Annotated in this window: 13 protein-coding genes; 9 read left to right on the forward strand and 4 right to left on the reverse strand. The window is 72.9% G+C overall.

From position 1 onward, the window contains the following. The first annotated feature begins 148 nt into the window (after positions 1-148). The gene (locus tag BM242_RS20945) at positions 149-1,789 is read left to right on the forward strand and encodes a threonine/serine exporter family protein (RefSeq protein WP_425443901.1); all 1,641 of its coding nucleotides are present in this window, start codon (positions 149-151) and stop codon (positions 1,787-1,789) included. A 70-nt stretch (positions 1,790-1,859) separates the two neighbouring features. Here BM242_RS20945 and BM242_RS20950 read toward each other — a convergent pair whose 3' ends face one another. Beyond that, positions 1,860-2,357 carry an inorganic diphosphatase gene (locus tag BM242_RS20950; RefSeq protein WP_093840425.1) on the reverse strand — a complete coding sequence of 166 codons (498 nt, stop codon included), beginning with the start codon at positions 2,355-2,357 and terminating at the stop codon, positions 1,860-1,862. An 88-nt stretch (positions 2,358-2,445) separates the two neighbouring features. Between BM242_RS20950 and dacB the strand changes: the two genes are divergently transcribed. The 8 genes from dacB to BM242_RS20990 all read left to right on the forward strand — a co-directional run bounded on the left by dacB (position 2,446) and on the right by BM242_RS20990 (position 13,807). Next, positions 2,446-4,101, forward strand: coding sequence for a D-alanyl-D-alanine carboxypeptidase/D-alanyl-D-alanine endopeptidase (gene dacB / locus BM242_RS20955; RefSeq protein ID WP_245834346.1), 1,656 nt, complete (start codon positions 2,446-2,448; stop codon positions 4,099-4,101). Between the two features lie 109 nt (positions 4,102-4,210). Beyond that, positions 4,211-5,371, forward strand: coding sequence for a zinc-dependent metalloprotease (locus BM242_RS20960; protein ID WP_093840426.1), 1,161 nt, complete (start codon positions 4,211-4,213; stop codon positions 5,369-5,371). Positions 5,372-5,756: 385 nt separating this feature from the next. Continuing rightward, positions 5,757-6,785, forward strand: coding sequence for a tRNA lysidine(34) synthetase TilS (gene tilS, locus BM242_RS31225; RefSeq protein ID WP_425443902.1), 1,029 nt, complete (start codon positions 5,757-5,759; stop codon positions 6,783-6,785). Positions 6,786-6,939: 154 nt separating this feature from the next. After that, entirely contained in the window at positions 6,940-7,494 is a 555-nt protein-coding gene (hpt, locus tag BM242_RS20970) for a hypoxanthine phosphoribosyltransferase (protein ID WP_093840428.1), read from the forward strand. A 307-nt stretch (positions 7,495-7,801) separates the two neighbouring features. Continuing rightward, complete coding sequence (gene ftsH / locus BM242_RS20975) at positions 7,802-9,919, forward strand: ATP-dependent zinc metalloprotease FtsH (RefSeq protein WP_093840429.1); 2,118 nt, start codon at positions 7,802-7,804, stop codon at positions 9,917-9,919. A gap of 176 nt (positions 9,920-10,095) precedes the next feature. After that, positions 10,096-10,701, forward strand: a complete 606-nt coding sequence (gene folE, locus BM242_RS20980) for a GTP cyclohydrolase I FolE (RefSeq protein ID WP_093840430.1) — start codon at positions 10,096-10,098, stop codon at positions 10,699-10,701. A 436-nt stretch (positions 10,702-11,137) separates the two neighbouring features. Further along, positions 11,138-13,054, forward strand: a complete 1,917-nt coding sequence (locus BM242_RS20985; RefSeq protein WP_093840431.1) for a cellulase family glycosylhydrolase — start codon at positions 11,138-11,140, stop codon at positions 13,052-13,054. Positions 13,055-13,207: 153 nt separating this feature from the next. Then, the gene (locus BM242_RS20990; RefSeq protein WP_093840432.1) at positions 13,208-13,807 is read left to right on the forward strand and encodes a DoxX family protein; all 600 of its coding nucleotides are present in this window, start codon (positions 13,208-13,210) and stop codon (positions 13,805-13,807) included. Positions 13,808-14,068: 261 nt separating this feature from the next. On the opposite strand, the gene BM242_RS20995 is transcribed toward BM242_RS20990, so the two are convergent. The 3 genes from BM242_RS20995 to egtD all read right to left on the reverse strand — a co-directional run bounded on the left by BM242_RS20995 (position 14,069) and on the right by egtD (position 16,908). Continuing rightward, positions 14,069-15,007, reverse strand: coding sequence for a hypothetical protein (locus tag BM242_RS20995; protein ID WP_139238394.1), 939 nt, complete (start codon positions 15,005-15,007; stop codon positions 14,069-14,071). 309 nt (positions 15,008-15,316) lie between these two features. Further along, positions 15,317-15,787, reverse strand: coding sequence for a hypothetical protein (locus BM242_RS21000; RefSeq protein ID WP_093840434.1), 471 nt, complete (start codon positions 15,785-15,787; stop codon positions 15,317-15,319). 131 nt (positions 15,788-15,918) lie between these two features. Next, entirely contained in the window at positions 15,919-16,908 is a 990-nt protein-coding gene (gene egtD / locus BM242_RS21005; protein WP_425443897.1) for an L-histidine N(alpha)-methyltransferase, read from the reverse strand. Positions 16,909-16,916 lie beyond the last annotated feature (8 nt).

Below are 16,916 nucleotides of genomic sequence, written 5' to 3' on the forward strand. Positions count from 1 at the left end.
CCGCGCCGGCCGGGGCCGCGAGGGCCGGGGCCGGGACGCCCGCCCGGGGGCCGCCGCGCCGCCGCCCCCCGAGGGCGGCGAACCCCCGCCCCCCGGCTCCCGGTTCGCCGTGCCCGGCACCCCGCCCGAGCCGCCCGGCACCGCCGCCGTGGCGCCCGGCGAGCCCGGCCCCGGCTTTGTGGTGCCCGAGGGCCTGTCCGTGCCGCCGCCCGAGCCGCCGGCCGCCTGGCCGGGGGAGACGCACTCCGGTTTCGCCGTGCCCGAGGGCGTCACCCCGCCCGCCCCGGTACCGCCCGGCCCGGCCGCCACCGGCCCCGGTCCCGGCACCGCCGACCCCTTCGCCGCCGGATTCACCCCGGCCGAGGGGATACCGGCCGTCCTGCTCGGCAGGGGCATGCCCTGGCAGGACCGGATGCGTACCATGGTGCGGCTGCCGATCGGGGAGCGGCCCGCACCGGAGGCCAAGGCGCGCGGCGCCGAGGGCGAGTACAGCGTGCCCGTCCCCCGGATTCTTGATCTCACCCTCCGGATCGGCGAGCTGCTGCTGGCCAGCGGCGAGAGCGCGGAGGACGTGGAGACCGCGATGTTCGCCATCACCCGGGCCCATGGCCTGGACCGCTGCGAGGCGACGGTCACCTTCACCCTGATCTCCATCACCCACCAGCCCTCCCTGGTGGACGACCCGATCTCGCTCAGCCGCATCGTGCGCCGCCGCGGCACCGACTACACCCGCCTCGCCGCCGTCTTCCGGCTGGTCGACGACATCACCGCGGACCGGGTGACCCTGGAGGAGTGCTACGGGCGGCTGGCCGAGATGCGCCGCAACCGCCACCCCTACGCCACCTGGCAGCTCTCCGGCGCCGCCGGCCTGCTGGCGGGCGCCGCCAGCGTGCTGGTGGGCGGACGCTGGGAGGTCTTCCTGCTGGCGGCGCTCGGCGCCCTGCTCGGCGACCGGCTGGCCTGGGCGCTGGCCGGCCGCGGCCTGCCGGAGTTCTACCAGCTGCTGGCCGCCGCCACCTGCCCGGCCGTGGTCGGGGTGCTGCTGGCCGCCACCGGGGAGCCGGACCGCAACGAACTGGTGCGCGCCGCGGCGGTGATCACCGGCGGGCTGTTCGCGCTGTTCCCCGGCCGGGCGCTGGTGGCCGCCGTCCAGGACGGCCTGACCGGCTTCTACATCACCGCCTCGGCCCGGCTGCTGGAGGTCTTCTACCTGATCACCGGGATCACCACCGGTGTGCTGGCCGTGCTCTACATCGGGGAGTCCGCCGGGGTCTCGCTCAACCCCGACGCGATCGACGCCCGGACCCGGCCGCTGATCCAGCTCGCCGCCGCCATGGTGCTGTCGCTCGCCTTCTGCGTGCTGCTCCAGCAGGAACGTCACACCGTGCTGGCGGCCTGCCTGAACGGCGGGGTGGCCTGGGTGGTGTACGGGGCGATGGTGGACGTCGGCGACATGTCGCCGTTCGCCGCGACCGCGGTGGGGGCCGGGCTGGTCGGCCTGTTCGGGCAGTTGCTGGCCCGCTCCCGGCTGACCTCCTCGCTGCCCTACATCACCGCCTCCATCGGCCCCCTGCTGCCGGGCGGCGCGCTCTATTTCGGGCTGCTCGGTCTCGCCCAGGGGGATGTGAGCACCGGCGGCCAGTACCTGCTGCGCGCCGCCACCCTGGCCCTGGCCATCGCCGTCGGGGTGAACCTCGGCAGCGAACTGGCCCGGCTGTTCATCGGCACCCCGGGCCGGCTCCGCATTCCCGTCCCGCGCCGCGGCGCCAAACGCACCCGCGGCTTCTAGCCCGCCCGCTCCGCCGGTCGGTCGCCACCGCGGGCGGTGGCGGCGGAGCGGGACGGCCGTGCGGCGGCGCTCAGTGGTGGTTGCCGCCCGCGTCGGCGAAGCGCTTGATGGAGCGCTCGATCTCGGCCTCCGCCTCGACCCGGCCGACCCAGTTGGCGCCCTCCACCGACTTGCCGGGCTCCAGGTCCTTGTACACCTCGAAGAAGTGCTGGATCTCCAGGCGGTCGAACTCGCTCACATGGTGGATGTCGCGCAGATGCTCCATGCGCGGGTCGGAGGCCGGCACGCACAGCAGCTTGTCGTCGCCGCCGGCCTCGTCGCGCATCCGGAACATGCCGAGCACCCGGCACTTGATGATGCAGCCGGGGAAGGTCGGCTCGTCCAGCAGCACCAGGGCGTCCAGCGGGTCGCCGTCCTCGCCCAGGGTGTCCTCCACATAGCCGTAGTCGGCCGGGTAGACCGTGGACGTGAACAGGTGACGGTCGAGCCGGATACGGCCGGTCTCGTGATCCACCTCGTACTTGTTCCGCGAACCCTTCGGGATCTCGATGGTGACGTCGAACTCCACGGGAGGCTCCTTAGGCGTATGGACAAGGGACAGGGTGATTAAGTGTCCCCTACGCAGGGGTGTGCTCGCGAAAGGGGCTGGTGTTCAGGTGCGCGAGGCGGCGGCGCGGATGCTGCGGCGGTCCCGGGAGGCGATGCGGCGGGCCCGAGGCCGGCCGGCACCCCCCGCCGTCCGGCTGCTGCGCCGGGCCGGCGCAGCAGCCGCACGGCCCGCCCTCGGCCCGCCGCTGCGCACTCTGCGCCGGAGGGTGCTGGGGCCGGCCGCCGCCTCGGTGCGCCGCAACGCCGGGGCCTGGCGGGTGGTCCTGCCCGCCGCGCTGGCCGGGCTGCTGGTCGCGGCGCTCACCATCGGCCTGGCCGGACCGTGGGAGTCCGGCCGCCGCACCGCGGAACAGGCCCGGGCCGCCGAGCTGACCGCCGAACGACGGGGCGGCGCCACCACCGGCGGGTCCGGCGGGTCCGGCGATGCCAAGGGGGAGTCCGGGGCCGGGCAGGCCGCCGGGAGCGTGCCGGAGCCGATGGCCGGCCCGGTGCTGACCCCGCTGCCCGCCACCCGCCCGGCACCCGGCACCGGCTCCGGCCCGGCGGGCGGGCCCTCCGCCGCCCTCGCCGGCCTGCTCCGGCCGCTGCTGGACGACCCCGCCCTCGGCTCCGGCCCGGCGGTGACCGTGGTGGACGTGGCCACCGGACGGGAACTCTTCACCACCGGCGCGCGGGCGGCGGCCCCGCCCGCCTCCACCATGAAGCTGGCCACCGGCGTCGCCGCACTGGCCGCCCTCGGCCCGGAGCACCGGCTCACCACCCGGGTGGTGTACGACGCCGGGAACAACCGGGTGGTGCTGACCGGCGGCGGCGACACCACCCTCACCTCCGAGGACCTGGCCGGGCTGGCCCGCACCACGGCCGGCGCGCTGAGCGGCCGGGGCATCGACGCGGTCGGCGTCGGCTACGACGCCGGCCGGTTCAGCGGCTCCGAGACCCACCACCCGATCGGCGTCAATGACAACATCTCGCCGCTCACCTCCCTGATGGTCAACGGCGGACGGCTGGACGGCTCCACCCACGGCCCGGCGCCGCGGGCCGTCGATCCGGCGGCGGAGGCGGCGGCGGAGTTCGTGGCGGCGCTCGCGGAGGCGGGGATCACCGTCAAGGGCTCCTCGGCGGCGCCGCGCACCGCGCCCGGGGCAGCCGAGGAACTCGCCGTGCACCACTCCGCCCCCCTGGCCGCGCTGGTCGAGCGGGCGCTCACCTACAGCGACAACGACCTCGCCGAATCACTGGGCCGCCAGGTCGCGGCGGCCGACGGCCGGCCGCTGGACCTGGCCGGGGTGTCCCGGGCGCTGACCGACCGCCTCGCCGGACTCGGCCTGCCCACCGAAGGGCTGGCCATCGCCGACGCCAGCGGGCTGGACCGGGAGGGACGGCTGACCACGGGGCTGCTCGCCCGACTGCTGGCCCTGGCCGCCGGCCCGGACCACCCGGAGCTGCGGCCGGTGCTCACGGGCATGCCGGTGGCCGGCTTCAACGGCACGCTGCGCAACCGCTACGAGGAGCGCGGCGGCGGCCTGATCCGCGCCAAGACCGGCACCCTGACAGGCGTCAACGCACTGGCCGGCACCGCGGTGGACGCGGACGGCCGGGTGCTGGCCTTCGCCTTCCTCGCCCACGGCACCGTGTCCCCCAGCGCCGCCGAGGCCGCCCTGGACACCACCGCCGCCACCCTCCTCTCCTGCGGCTGCCCCTGACCCCCCGGCCTCCCCGCGCGGCCCTCCGTCCGCGCGGCGGCGGGCCGCGCCCGGCGCCCGGAAGCTCCGGCCTATCCGGTTCCGGTGCGGGACACGTACCGTGGGGAGCATGACGCGACTCGGTGGTACGGAGCTGGTCGACTGGAATCTCGCGGTCTCCACCGCGGCCCGCATCACCCGGCCCGGCCCCGAGGTCAGCCGGGACCAGGCACGGGCCGTGGTGGCCGAGCTGCGGCGGCATGCCGCGGCGTCCCAGGAGCATGTGCGCGAATTCACCGGGATGCGGTCCGCCGGCCCACAGGCGCCGGTGCTGGTGGTGGACCGCCCCGGCTGGGTCAAGGCCAATGTCGCCGGCTTCCGCGAGCTGCTGCGCCCGATGATGCGCAAGGCCCGGGAGCGGCGCGCCGCGGTCCCCGGCGGCACCGCGCTGGCCATGGTCGGCTCCAAGGTCACCGGCGTCGAGGTGGGCATGCTGATGTCCTTCCTCTCCTCCCGGGTCCTCGGCCAGTACGAGACCTTCGCCCCGGCCACGCCCGCCCTGCCCGGCGCGGTGGACGGTGGCGGACGGCTGCTGCTGGTGGCCCCCAACATCGTCCATGTCGAGCGGGAGCTCGACGTGGAGCCGCACGACTTCCGGCTCTGGGTGTGCCTGCACGAGGAGACCCACCGCACCCAGTTCGCCGCCGTGCCCTGGCTGCGCGATCACCTGGAGGGCGAGATCCAGGCGTTTCTGGCCGAGGCCGATGTCGATCCGGCCACCCTGATGGAGCGGTTCCGCCAGGCCGTGCAGTCCCTCTCCGGCCGTGAGGAGCGGGACGAGCGGGGCACGCCCGACGGCGAGGAGCGGCAGCCGCCGCCCGCCCCGGCCGCCGGCCGCACCTCCCTGGTGGATCTGGTGCAGACGCCCCGGCAGCGGGAGATCCTGGAGCGGCTCACCGCCGTGATGTCCCTGCTGGAGGGGCACGCCGACTTTGTGATGGACGGCGTCGGCCCGCAGGTGGTGCCCACCGTGTCGGAGATCCGGGAGAAGTTCACCCGCCGTCGCCAGACCGGCGCCGGCCGCCTGGACCGGGCGCTGCGCCGGGTGCTGGGGATGGACGCCAAGCTCCGCCAGTACCAGGAGGGCGAGCACTTTGTCCGGGCCGTGGTGGAGGAGGCCGGCATGGCGGGCTTCAACAAGGTCTGGACCTCGCCCAACACCCTCCCGACCAGGGAGGAGATCGCCAAACCCGCGGCCTGGGTCGCACGGGTGCGGCCCACCTCCGGATAGCGGCGGATACTGGCGCGCACCCACGCGCCCGGCATGCCCAACGCCTCACCATCACTCGTACGAGGGACCATCAAGCCCCGCGGGGCGTGCAATGCTCGGGGAGCAGCCTGCCTCTGTCACCATAAACGCACGCAGCGTGACCCGTACTCCGCTGGTCCGCGTGACGGTAACCCCAGAGCCCCCCGGAGATTCACCAGATCGCCCGCAGCGATCCCCCGAGTGTCCTAGGAAGTGATCGGACATGGGTCCCCACCCCACGGTCGCGGCGATACGCCTGGCCGTCCGCCGTGCCCTGCACGAGATCCTCGACGACCTCCGGCCGCCGGCCGACCGCCCGGCCGCCCCCGGCGCCCCGCACACCGCCCCCGCCCCGGCCCCGGCCCCGCTGATTCTGGCCGCCTGCTCCGGCGGCGCCGACTCCATGGCCCTCGCCTCCGCCCTCGCCTTCGAAGCCCCCCGGCTCGGCCTGCGCGCCGGCGGCATCACCGTGGACCACGGCCTCCAGGAGGGCTCCGCCGAGCGGGCCCGCGAGGTGGCCGACCGGATGGCCGCCCTGGGCCTGGAGCCGGCCGATGTCGCCACCGTCACGGTGGGCCGCACCGGCGGCCCGGAGGCCGCCGCCCGGACCGCCCGCTACGCCGCCCTGGACGGGGCCGCCGAGCGGCACGGCGCGGTGGCCGTACTGCTCGGCCACACCCGGGACGACCAGGCGGAGACGGTGCTGCTGGGCCTGGCCCGCGGCTCCGGCATCCGTTCGCTGGCCGGCATGCCGGCCGTCTCCGGCAGCCCGGCCGCCGCGCCCCCGGCCGCCCCGCCGCCCCCCGCCCCCGCCGCCCGCCCCCCGGCGGCCGGCGCCGCCACGGCCACCGCCGCCCCGGCCCGGCCGGCCGCCTGGTGCGCCGCGGCCCGCCGCTACCGGCGGCCGTTTCTCCAGCTCGACCGCCAGACCGCCCGCACCGCCTGCGCCGAGCAGGGCCTGCCGGTCTGGGACGACCCGCACAACACCGACCCCGCCTACGCCCGTTCCCGGGTGCGTCACGAAGCCCTGCCGGTGCTGGAGAAGGCCCTGGGCCGGGGCGTGGTGGAGGCACTGGCCCGCACCGCCCGGCTCTCCCGGGACGACGCCGACGCCCTGGACGCCTGGGCGCAGCGGGCGCAGCGGGAGGTCACCCGGGCGGACGGCACGCTGGAGGTGGCGGCCCTGAGCGAGCTGCCGCCCGCGGTGCGCCGCCGGGTGCTGCGCCGGGCCGCGATCGCCGCGGGCGCGCCGGCCGGTTCGCTGTTCGCCCGGCACATCGAGGAGACCGACCGGCTGATCACCGCCTGGCGCGGCCAGCGCCCGCTGAACCTGCCGGGCCGGGTCGAGGCCCGGCGGCAGGGTGGCAGACTGGTCCTCCAGCAGGCGGACGGCTAGCGCGGCCCACGGGCGGTGCGCGGACCGGCCGCGGCCGGATGCCGTGGCCGGTGCCGTGGCCGTGACCGTCCGGCGGACGGTTCCGCGTCTCGTTCCGTGCCGGGTGTCCGTATCGGATTTCCGTACCAAGAGACGTACCAAGAGAGTGGCCAGGGTGCAGGAGAAAGACCTCGGCGCCGACCTTCGGTCGGTGCTGATCACCAAGCAAGAGATCGACGCCAGGCTTGCCGAACTGGCCGCCAAGATCGACGCCGGCTACGAGGGCAAGGACCTGCTGCTGGTCGGGGTGCTCAAGGGCGCCGTCATGGTGATGGCCGATCTGGCGCGGGCGCTCGCCACGCCGGTCACCATGGACTGGATGGCGATCTCCTCGTACGGCGCGGGCACCCAGTCCTCGGGCGTGGTGCGGATCCTGAAGGATCTGGACACCGACATCAAGGACAAGCACGTCCTGATCGTCGAGGACATCATCGACTCCGGGCTGACCCTGTCCTGGCTGCTGTCCAACCTCGGTTCCCGGGAGCCGGCGTCGCTGGAGATCATGACGCTGCTGCGCAAGCCGGAGGCCGCCAAGGTGGACATCGACGTCAAGTGGGTCGGCTTCGACATTCCCAGTGAGTTCGTGGTCGGCTACGGCCTGGACTACGGCGAGAAATACCGCAATCTCCCCTTCATCGGCACCCTGGCGCCGCATGTCTACGGCGGCTGACCGGCGCCCGTCCGCCGTGGTTCTCCGGTACGCAATCCGGCGCGAAATGACCGGTGCCCGGAACATCTGGCGGCGCCGGACCGTTTGAGGAGGTCAGAAGAAGCGTGACGGGAGAGCCCGGCGGCCGGAAGGCGGCGCCGGGCAGCGCCGGGCGGGCATGCTGCGGTACCGTCGCGATAAGTCAGCTTGTCCGGCGCCGGGAGCGCCCGGCGAAACGGACACCGACGCACGACGGCCTCCGTCCGGGGGCCGTGCACACACCGAGTGGCAGGAGGGACGGGGCCGCACAGCCTCGTAGAAGAGACTGATGAAGCGCTACTTCCGTGGGCCGGTCATGTGGATCCTGCTGGCCGTGGCCGCTTTGCTCCTGCTCATGATGGTGTTCCGGTCCGGCGAGGGATACACCAAGGTCGACACCGGGCAGGTCGTCGAGGCCATCCAGAAGAACCAGGTGCAGGCCGCCGAGCTCACCACCGGCGACGAGCAGAAGATCAAGGTCCAGCTCAAGGAAGGCGAGCGGATCCCCGAGGTCGACTCCGACAAGGTGGAGGCCAGCTACATCGACGAGCAGGGCGTGGAGCTGGCCAAGCTGCTGCAGTCGAAGTACCAGAGCGAGGAGGAGCTGCTGCCGGAGGGCTACACGGTCAGCCCGAAGTCGCAGAACCCGTTCCTCTCGATGGTGCTGTCGATCCTGCCGTTCCTGCTGATCATCGTGCTGTTCCTGTTCCTGCTGAACCAGATGCAGGGCGGCGGCTCGCGGGTGATGAACTTCGGCAAGTCCAAGGCCAAGCTGATCACCAAGGACACCCCCAAGACGACCTTCACCGATGTGGCGGGTGCCGACGAGGCGGTGGAGGAGCTCCACGAGATCAAGGAATTCCTTCAGGAGCCGGCCAAGTTCCAGGCGGTGGGCGCCAAGATCCCCAAGGGCGTGCTGCTCTACGGCCCGCCCGGCACCGGCAAGACCCTGCTGGCCCGCGCCGTGGCCGGCGAGGCCGGGGTGCCGTTCTACTCGATCTCCGGCTCCGACTTCGTGGAGATGTTCGTCGGTGTCGGCGCCTCCCGGGTGCGGGATCTGTTCGAGCAGGCCAAGGCCAACGCCCCGGCCATCGTCTTCGTGGACGAGATCGACGCCGTCGGCCGGCACCGCGGCGCCGGCATGGGCGGCGGCCATGACGAGCGCGAGCAGACCCTGAACCAGCTTCTGGTCGAGATGGACGGCTTCGACGTCAAGGGCGGTGTGATCCTGATCGCCGCCACCAACCGGCCGGACATCCTGGACCCGGCGCTGCTGCGCCCGGGCCGCTTCGACCGCCAGATCGCGGTGGACCGCCCGGACATGCAGGGCCGGCTGGAGATCCTCAAGGTGCACCAGAAGGGCAAGCCGGTCGCGCCGGACGTGGATCTGGGCGCGGTCGCCCGCCGCACCCCCGGTTTCACCGGCGCGGACCTGTCCAATGTGCTCAACGAGGCGGCGCTGCTGGCCGCCCGGGGCAACGCCAAGCTGATCGACAACAAGTACCTGGACGAGGCGATCGACCGGGTGGTGGCCGGCCCGCAGAAGCGCTCCCGGATCATGTCCGACAAGGAGAAGCTGATCACCGCCTACCACGAGGGCGGGCACGCCCTGGTCGCGGCGGCCTCCCCGAACAGCGATCCGGTGCACAAGGTGACGATCCTCTCCCGGGGCCGGGCCCTGGGCTACACCATGGTGCTGCCGGAGGAGGACAAGTACTCCACCACCCGCAACGAGATGCTGGACCAGCTCGCCTACATGCTGGGCGGCCGGGCGGCCGAGGAGCTGGTGTTCCACGATCCGACCACCGGCGCGGGCAATGACATCGAGAAGGCCACCGCCACCGCGCGCGGCATGGTCACCCAGTTCGGCATGTCCGAGCGGCTGGGCGCGATCAAGTTCGGCTCCGACCATTCCGAGCCGTTCCTCGGCAAGGAGATGGGCCACCAGCGCGACTACTCGGAAGAGGTCGCCGGGATGGTGGACGAGGAGGTCAAGCGGCTCATCGAGGCGGCGCACAACGAGGCGTGGGAGATCCTGGTGGAGAACCGCGATGTGCTCGACAATCTGGTGCTGGCGCTGCTGGAGAAGGAGACGCTGGGCAAGGACGAGCTGGAGGAGATCTTCCGGCCGGTGGTGAAGCGCCCGCCGCGTCCGGCGTGGACGGGCTCGCCGCACCGTACGCCGTCCACCAGGCCGCCGGTGTCCGTGCCGGTCAAGCAGCTCTCCCTGGCCAATGGCAGCGGTGTCGCGGGCAGCGGGGGCGAGCAGGAGACCAAGCAGCTCAACCCGCCGCTGGGCCCGGTCCCGCCAGGCGGCGGCGCCGGCAGCGGCACCGGTACCGGTCCGCTGGGCGAGCTGCCGCCGCGGCCCGGCCACCAGCCGCCCGGAGCCTCCGGACCGAGCTGAGCCGGGCCCCCGCAGCACCGGCGGCAGCGCCACCGGCCGGGGCGGGAATGCCCCTCGCGCCCCTCGGGTTTACCCGAGGGGCGCGTCCGCATATTGGCGAACGCGTGTGCGAACATGGGGCCCCGGGCGCGGGCAGGACGCTTCCCGGTGCCGTGAACGACGGAACGAGGACAGGCATGACCGACCCGGTGACGCCGGACGGCGAGAGCCCGCTCGGGGAGTTCGACGAGAAGCGGGCGGAGAACGCCATCCGCGAACTGCTGATCGCGGTCGGGGAGGATCCGGACCGCGAGGGGCTGCGCGAGACCCCGGCCCGGGTCGCCCGGGCCTACAAGGAGATCTTCGCCGGGCTCTGGCAGCGTCCGGAGGACGTGCTGACCACCACCTTCGATCTCGGCCACGACGAGATGGTGCTGGTCAAGGACATCGAGGTGTTCTCCAGCTGCGAGCACCACCTGGTGCCGTTCCAGGGCGTCGCCCATGTCGGCTACATTCCGTCCACCAGCGGCAAGATCACCGGGCTGTCCAAGCTGGCCCGGCTGGTGGACGTCTACGCCCGCCGGCCGCAGGTGCAGGAGCGGCTCACCACCCAGATCGCGGATTCGCTGATGCGCATCCTGGAACCCCGGGGGGTGATCGTGGTGCTGGAGTGCGAGCACATGTGCATGACCATGCGCGGGGTGCGCAAGCCGGGTGCCAAGACCACCACCTCGGCGGTGCGCGGCCAGTTGCGGGACGCCGCCACCCGGGCCGAGGCGATGAGCCTGATCCTGGCCCGCTGAGCCTGTTCTCCCCTCCTCCCCGGCCGCGCGGCGGCCCCGTCTTCCTTCCGGGCGGGGCCGCCGCGCCACAGCGTTCGGAAAGTGGTTTCATCGTCCACTATGTGGGAGCGCTCCCAAAAATTTTGCGCACCGACACGCCCCCTGCCTGCACCTTTCATCGAGCCGCTTCCTTCGCGCCCTAAAGGCGGTGACCGTTGTATTGACAGGGGCATGGCGGGCTGGCTTCATGTGACGGAGTCGAATCGGGCATTCGACCGCGGGGAGAGCCGCGGGAGGGTGGTGTGCCGTCACGTACCGAAAACTGGGAGCGCTCCCAAAAATTCGGTACGAAGCGTCTCGGTCCGCGGACGCTTGGCCACCCCCTTCCACGGCGACCCCCCCCGCGCGCCTCGCGGCGCGCAGAGCCGCATCCGCAAGGAAGGGAACGACCCCCAGCATGTCTTCCTTCACCCGGAGACGATCCAAGAGCAGACGGCCGCTTGCGGCGGCCGGACTGGTCCTCGGCGCGCTGCTCGCCGCGGGGCTGCCCGGCCTGGCCGGTTCGGCCGGCGCCGAGCCGGCCCCCGAGGAGTCCGGTCCGGTGCAGACCGCCGGCGCCGCCGGCACCGACTGGCTGACCACCGACGGGAACAAGATCACCGACCAGGCCGGCAACCAGGTCTGGCTCACCGGTGTCAACTGGTTCGGTTTCAACACCTCGGAGCGCTTCTTCCACGGCCTGTGGTCCGCGAACATCGAGGACGTCACGCGCGCGGTGGCGGAACGCGGCTTCAACATCGTCCGGGTGCCCATCTCCACCCAGTTGCTCAACGAGTGGAAGAACGGCCAGGCCGCGGTGGCCTCCGGGATCAACACCTATGTCAACCCGGAGCTGGAGGGCCGGACCACCCTCGGGGTCTTCGACTACTGGCTGACGCTGTGCGAGAAGTACGGCCTGAAGGTCATGCTCGATGTGCACAGCGCCGAAGCGGACAACTCAGGTCATGTGTACCCGATGTGGTACAAGGGCGAGATCACCAGCGAGATCTTCTACTCCACCTGGGAGTGGGTCGCCGACCGGTACAAGGACAACGACACCCTGGTCGCCTTCGACATCGAGAACGAGCCGCACGGCAAGGCGAACGAGACCCCGCGCGCCAAGTGGGACGACTCCACCGACGAGGACAACTGGAAGCACGCCTGCGAAACCGCGGGCAAGCGCATCCTGGCCATCAACCCCAACATGCTGATCCTCTGCGAGGGCATCGAGGTCTACCCGCGCGAGGGCGTGAGCTGGACCTCCACCACCCCGACCGACTACTACGGCATGTGGTGGGGCGGCAATCTGCGCGGCGTCAAGGACTACCCGGTGGACCTCGGCGCCGGCCAGGACCAGCTCGTCTACTCGCCGCACGACTACGGCCCCTCGGTGTGGCAGCAGCCGTGGTTCGAGGGCGACTGGAACCGCACCACCCTGGAGCGGGACGTCTGGGACCCGAACTGGCTCTACATCCACAAGGAGAACACCGCGCCGCTGCTGATCGGCGAATGGGGCGGTCATCTCGACGGCGGGGACAACGAGAAGTGGATGACCGCGCTGCGCGACATGATGACCGACTACGGCGTCCACCACACCTTCTGGTGCCTGAACCCCAACTCCGGTGACACCGGCGGCCTGCTGGGCTACGACTGGGCGAGCTGGGACGAGGAGAAGTACGGCTTTGTCGAGCCGGCGCTGTGGAGCCAGGGCGGCAAGTTCGTCGGCCTGGACCACGAAGTGAAGCTGGGCGGCAGCACCAGCACCACCGGCATCAGCCTCAACGAGTACCTGGGCAACCCGGACCCCGACCCCGAGCCGGACCCGGACCCGGAGCCGGACCCGGACCCGGAGCCCGACCCGGACCCGGAACCCGAGCCCGGTGACGCCGCCCTGGCCGTCGAATACAAGAACAACGACAGCTCGGCCACCGACAACGCCATCCGCCCCAGCCTGCGGCTGCGCAACACCGGCGACACCCCGGTCGATCTGAGCACCGTGACCCTGCGCTACTGGTTCACCCGCGACGGAGCCTCATCGGTCAGCGCCTGGTGCGACTGGGCCGTGGTCGGCTGCGCCAACCTGGACCTTGAGGTGGTCCATCTGCCCACCGCGGTGAACGGCGCCGACAGCTATCTGGAAGTCTCCTTCACCAGCGGCAGCCTGGCACCCGGCGCCGGCACCGGCGACCTCCAGTTGCGGATGAGCAAGTCCGACTGGTCCGCCTTCGACGAGACCGACGACTACAGCCACGGCACCGGAACCGCCTACGCCGAGACGGCCACGGTCACGGCCCATGTGAACGGCGGTCTGGTCTGGGGCACCGAACCGAGCTGACCTTGACCTGACCCGCCCCCCCAGTCCGGCGGCGTGTCCCGGTGTGCGGGACCCCGGGACACGCCGCCCTCCACCCCGCACCACCCCACGGCCCCGCACCCGCACCACCCACCCCCCACGTCCCCACTCAACCCCGCGAAGGAGAGGAGTGTCATGTCCGTCCAGCCGATCCGGCAGACCGCTCCCTCACCATCCGACGCCGAGACCGCTCCGGCGCTCGACGGCACCATCGTCTCCGGTCCCGCCGCCAAGGCGCTGGCCGCGCTGCGCATCGCCACCGGACTGATCCTGTTCTGGGCCTTTGTGGACAAGACCTTCGGCCTGGGCTACGCCACCCCCTCCGAACGCGCCTGGATCGAGGGCGTCTCGCCCGCCGAGGGCTATCTGAGCGGCGTGGACGTCGGCCCCCTGGAGGCCACCTTCCACGCCTGGGCCGGCAACCTGTGGATCGACCTGATGTTCATGGCCGGCCTGTCCGGCTGCGGCCTGGCCCTGATCCTCGGTGTGGCACTGCGGCCCACCGCCGTGGCCGGCAGCAGCATGATGCTGGTGCTGTGGCTCAGCCAGTGGCCGCCCGCCAGGGAACTGTCCGACGGCTCGCCCAGCATGTCCACCAACCCGCTGATCGACCAGCATGTGATCTACGCCGTGGTGATGATCGTGGTGGCCGCCTGCGGCGCCGGACGGGTCTGGGGCCTGGAACGCGTCTGGACCCGGCTGCCGTTTGTCGCCGACCGCCCCTGGCTGCACTGATCCGTTCCGACCCTCACCCAGCGCCGAGAGGTCCGTGACCGCCGCCGGACCTGGCGCGGAGTGTGCCGGAGCTTGCGGGAACCGTTCCGCGAACCGCCGTGAGGCCGACCGTCACGGCACGGCGAGATCGCGTGACCCGCAAGACCAGCCGCCCGGCACACCCGAGAGCGGCCCCGGAGACCGCCCCCTCCGGGGCCGCTCCCCTGTGCGGTCCTGATGCGATGCGCCCGGCCGGGCAGCCGGGCAGCCGGGGGCCGCGGGTCAGTGAGCGGCGGAGGCCGGGTGCGGGCGGGCGGCGGACCGGACGGTGTCACCGGCCTGCCGCGGCGCACGCTCCGCGGCGCCGTCCGGCCGGGCCGGCTCGTCGTCCTCCTCCACCAGCTCGGCGGTCACGATCTCCCCGGTGTCCTCGACGTCCTCGACGTCCTCGACGTCCTGGACGTCCTCGGCGTCGTCGCCGTCCCGGGAGCCGTCCGCCGGGGCGGCCTCCCCGGTGCGCTGCTGCCGGCCGGTGCGGCGGGCGGCCGGCGCACCGAAGAAGTCGAACCCCGCCGTGCGCGGCGCGGGCGGCTGCACCGCCGGGGTGCCGGAGCGCTGCGGATAGACCGGCTCCTGCTGCCTGCGCGTCTCCTCCTGCCGCGCGGCATTGGCCGTGAGGTTGGTCAGCGCCCGCTCGGCCTGGAGATAGGTCAGCGGGGTGGGCGCGCCGCCCGCCGTGCGGTGGTCCGCGGACTGGGCGGGCAGCGCCTTGGTCGGGGCGGCGGCCTCCAGGGCCAGCCGGCGCCGGCTCTCCAGCACATTGGCCCGTTCGTTCTCGGAGTGCGCATAGCGGCGCAGCAGCTCGGCGTACTCGCTGCGCAGCCGGCCCAGATCGACCCGCTTGGCCTGGAGCTTGTCCTCCAGCAGGGTGATCTGCTCCAGCGCCTCCTCCAGCTCGGCCTGGCGCTCCTCGCCCCGCCAGGCGGCGGCCGAGCGTTTGGCGCGTTCCTTGGCCACCTGGCGGCCGGCCTCCATGTCCCATCGGCGCAGCACCACGCCCACCGCCAGAGTGACGGCCGCGCTCAGCACGATCAGCGGGCGCAGCACCGCGGCCTCCTCGACCAGCAGCGCCGCGACCGCGCACAGCACGGCGAAGCCCCCCGCCCCGGCCGGTACGGCCCGGCGATGCAGGGGGGAGTGTCGATGACGTCCACGAGCCATGTCCAAAAACTACCGTGGCGCCGGGCACAGACGGGAGGGCGCATGCCAGATTCACGCATCCTGTGCCCTCCCGGTAACCGCACCGCCACTTCGCCGGCTGTTCCCGGGCCGCGCGGGGAAGTGAGCAGACACCGCCGGGCGCGGCCGGTGGACCGGAAGGGATCCTCCGGCCCCGTGCCTGCACTCACACGCCGGGACTGCCGGCCCCGTCGCAGGACCGACGGCTGCCGTCCGGCTTCTGGTGCGGGGGTGTCGGCGAGCCGACCGGGGCCGAGGTGATGGTTCCGCATTGCGGGCACTTGCTCATGATCAGATTTCCCCGGGGAGCGCGTACTCCTGGCCCCGTTGCTGTCCGGCTCGCGCGGCGTGCACGAATACACAGTGGATCTTTCCGCCGCTGTGGAACTCGACACCCAGGCCCGGATTCTGCGAGGAGGCCTCCCGTCCCGAATAGCCGTATGCGCGGATGATTTCAAGGCTGCCCGCATTGGTCAGGAGCGCCGCCAGATACTGTTCGGCCGCCGGTACGGGCACCGGTCCGTTCCCCAGGGCGGGCAGCGGGACCGGCGCGGGGGCCTCCTTCTCCACGGGCTGCTCGGGCGCTGCGTAGTCTTCCCCCGGCGGTGCGGCGGCGGTCACCGCGTGCCAGATCTGACCGCCGCCGGGCAGCCTGACCCGGACCCCGAACGGGCGTTTCGTGCCGTCCTGCCAGGGCTCGGCCTCCAGGCCGGCCGCTGAGTAGGTACGGACGGCGAAATCCATGAACCGCTGCGGACGCACGGGCTGCTCCTGGCTGTCGGACGAAGGGTTCCGTCAGTCTACGAAGCCGGCGACCGTGCCCCGTTGTCGAATTCGTGTGCACTGGGGCGGGGGCGGCGGGGCGGGGCCGCCGCCCCCGGTGCGGGGGGTGGTCAGGGGGTGGGGGTGGCCAGGAGGAGGGCGTAGCGGGCGGCGGTGTCGGTCCACCATTCGGTGAGGGTGAAGCCGCCGTCCGCGAGTTCGGCGGTGAGGCGGTCGCGGCGGAATTTGACGGAGATCTCGGTGAGGAGTTCCTCGCCCTCGGCGAAGTCGGCGGTCAGTCCGGCGGCCGGGAGTTTGACGCTCTGGGCGGTGCGGGAGCGCAGGCGCATTTCCATGCGCTCCTCCTCGGGATTCCAGACGGCGCGGTGCTGGAAGGTGTCCGGCTGGAAGTCGGCGTCCAGGCCCTCGTTGAGAACATGCAGGACGTTGCGGTTGAACTCGGCGGTGATGCCCCGGCTGTCGTCGTAGGCGCGGATCAGGGTCTGGGGATCCTTGACCAGGTCGGCGCCGAGGAGGAGGGAGTCGCCGGGGCGGAGCGCGGCGCGCAGGGCGGTGAAGAAGGCGGCCCGGCGGGGGGTGTCCAGATTGCCGAGGGTGCTGCCGAGGAAGGCGACCAGCACGGGGGCCGGGTCGCGGGGCAGCGTCAGGTCGTGCTCGAAGTCGGCGACGGTGGCGGTGATGCGCAGTGCGGGGTAGGCGGTGCGGAGGGCCGCGCCCGCTTCGCGGAGCGGGGCGGGGCTGACATCGACGGGCGCGTAGCGTTCCAGGGTTCCGGCGGCGGTCAGGGCGTCGAGCAGGACCCGGGTCTTCTCCGAGGTGCCGGAGCCCAGTTCGGCGAGGGAGCGGGCGCCGGTGAGCCGGGCGATGCCGGCGGCCCTGGCATGCAGGATTTCCCGCTCGGCCCGGGTCAGGTAGTACTCCGGCAGCCGGGTGATCTCGTCGAACAGCGCGCTGCCGCGCTCGTCGTAGAACCACTTGGGCGGCAGCACCTTGGGGGTGGCGGTCAGCCCGGCGCGGGCGTCGGCGCGCAGCTCGCGGTCGAAATGGCCGGCGGGCAGCCGGTGGTCCAGGGTGAAGCGGCTCGGCTCGGGACTCGTCACGGAAGGGG

The organism is Streptomyces aidingensis (assembly GCF_900112355.1).
Taxonomy (GTDB): Bacteria; Actinomycetota; Actinomycetes; order Streptomycetales; family Streptomycetaceae; genus Streptomyces; species Streptomyces aidingensis.

Bases quoted from the DNA above. Each gene is read 5' to 3' on its own strand.
- BM242_RS20960 (WP_093840426.1), top strand. From the start codon at position 4,211: ATGACGCGACTCGGTGGTACGGAGCTGGTCGACTGGAATCTCGCGGTC.
- ftsH (WP_093840429.1), top strand. From the start codon at position 7,802: ATGAAGCGCTACTTCCGTGGGCCGGTCATGTGGATCCTGCTGGCCGTG.
- folE (WP_093840430.1), top strand. From the start codon at position 10,096: ATGACCGACCCGGTGACGCCGGACGGCGAGAGCCCGCTCGGGGAGTTC.
- BM242_RS20985 (WP_093840431.1), top strand. From the start codon at position 11,138: ATGTCTTCCTTCACCCGGAGACGATCCAAGAGCAGACGGCCGCTTGCG.
- BM242_RS20990 (WP_093840432.1), top strand. From the start codon at position 13,208: ATGTCCGTCCAGCCGATCCGGCAGACCGCTCCCTCACCATCCGACGCC.
- BM242_RS20995 (WP_139238394.1), bottom strand. From the start codon at position 15,007: ATGGCTCGTGGACGTCATCGACACTCCCCCCTGCATCGCCGGGCCGTA.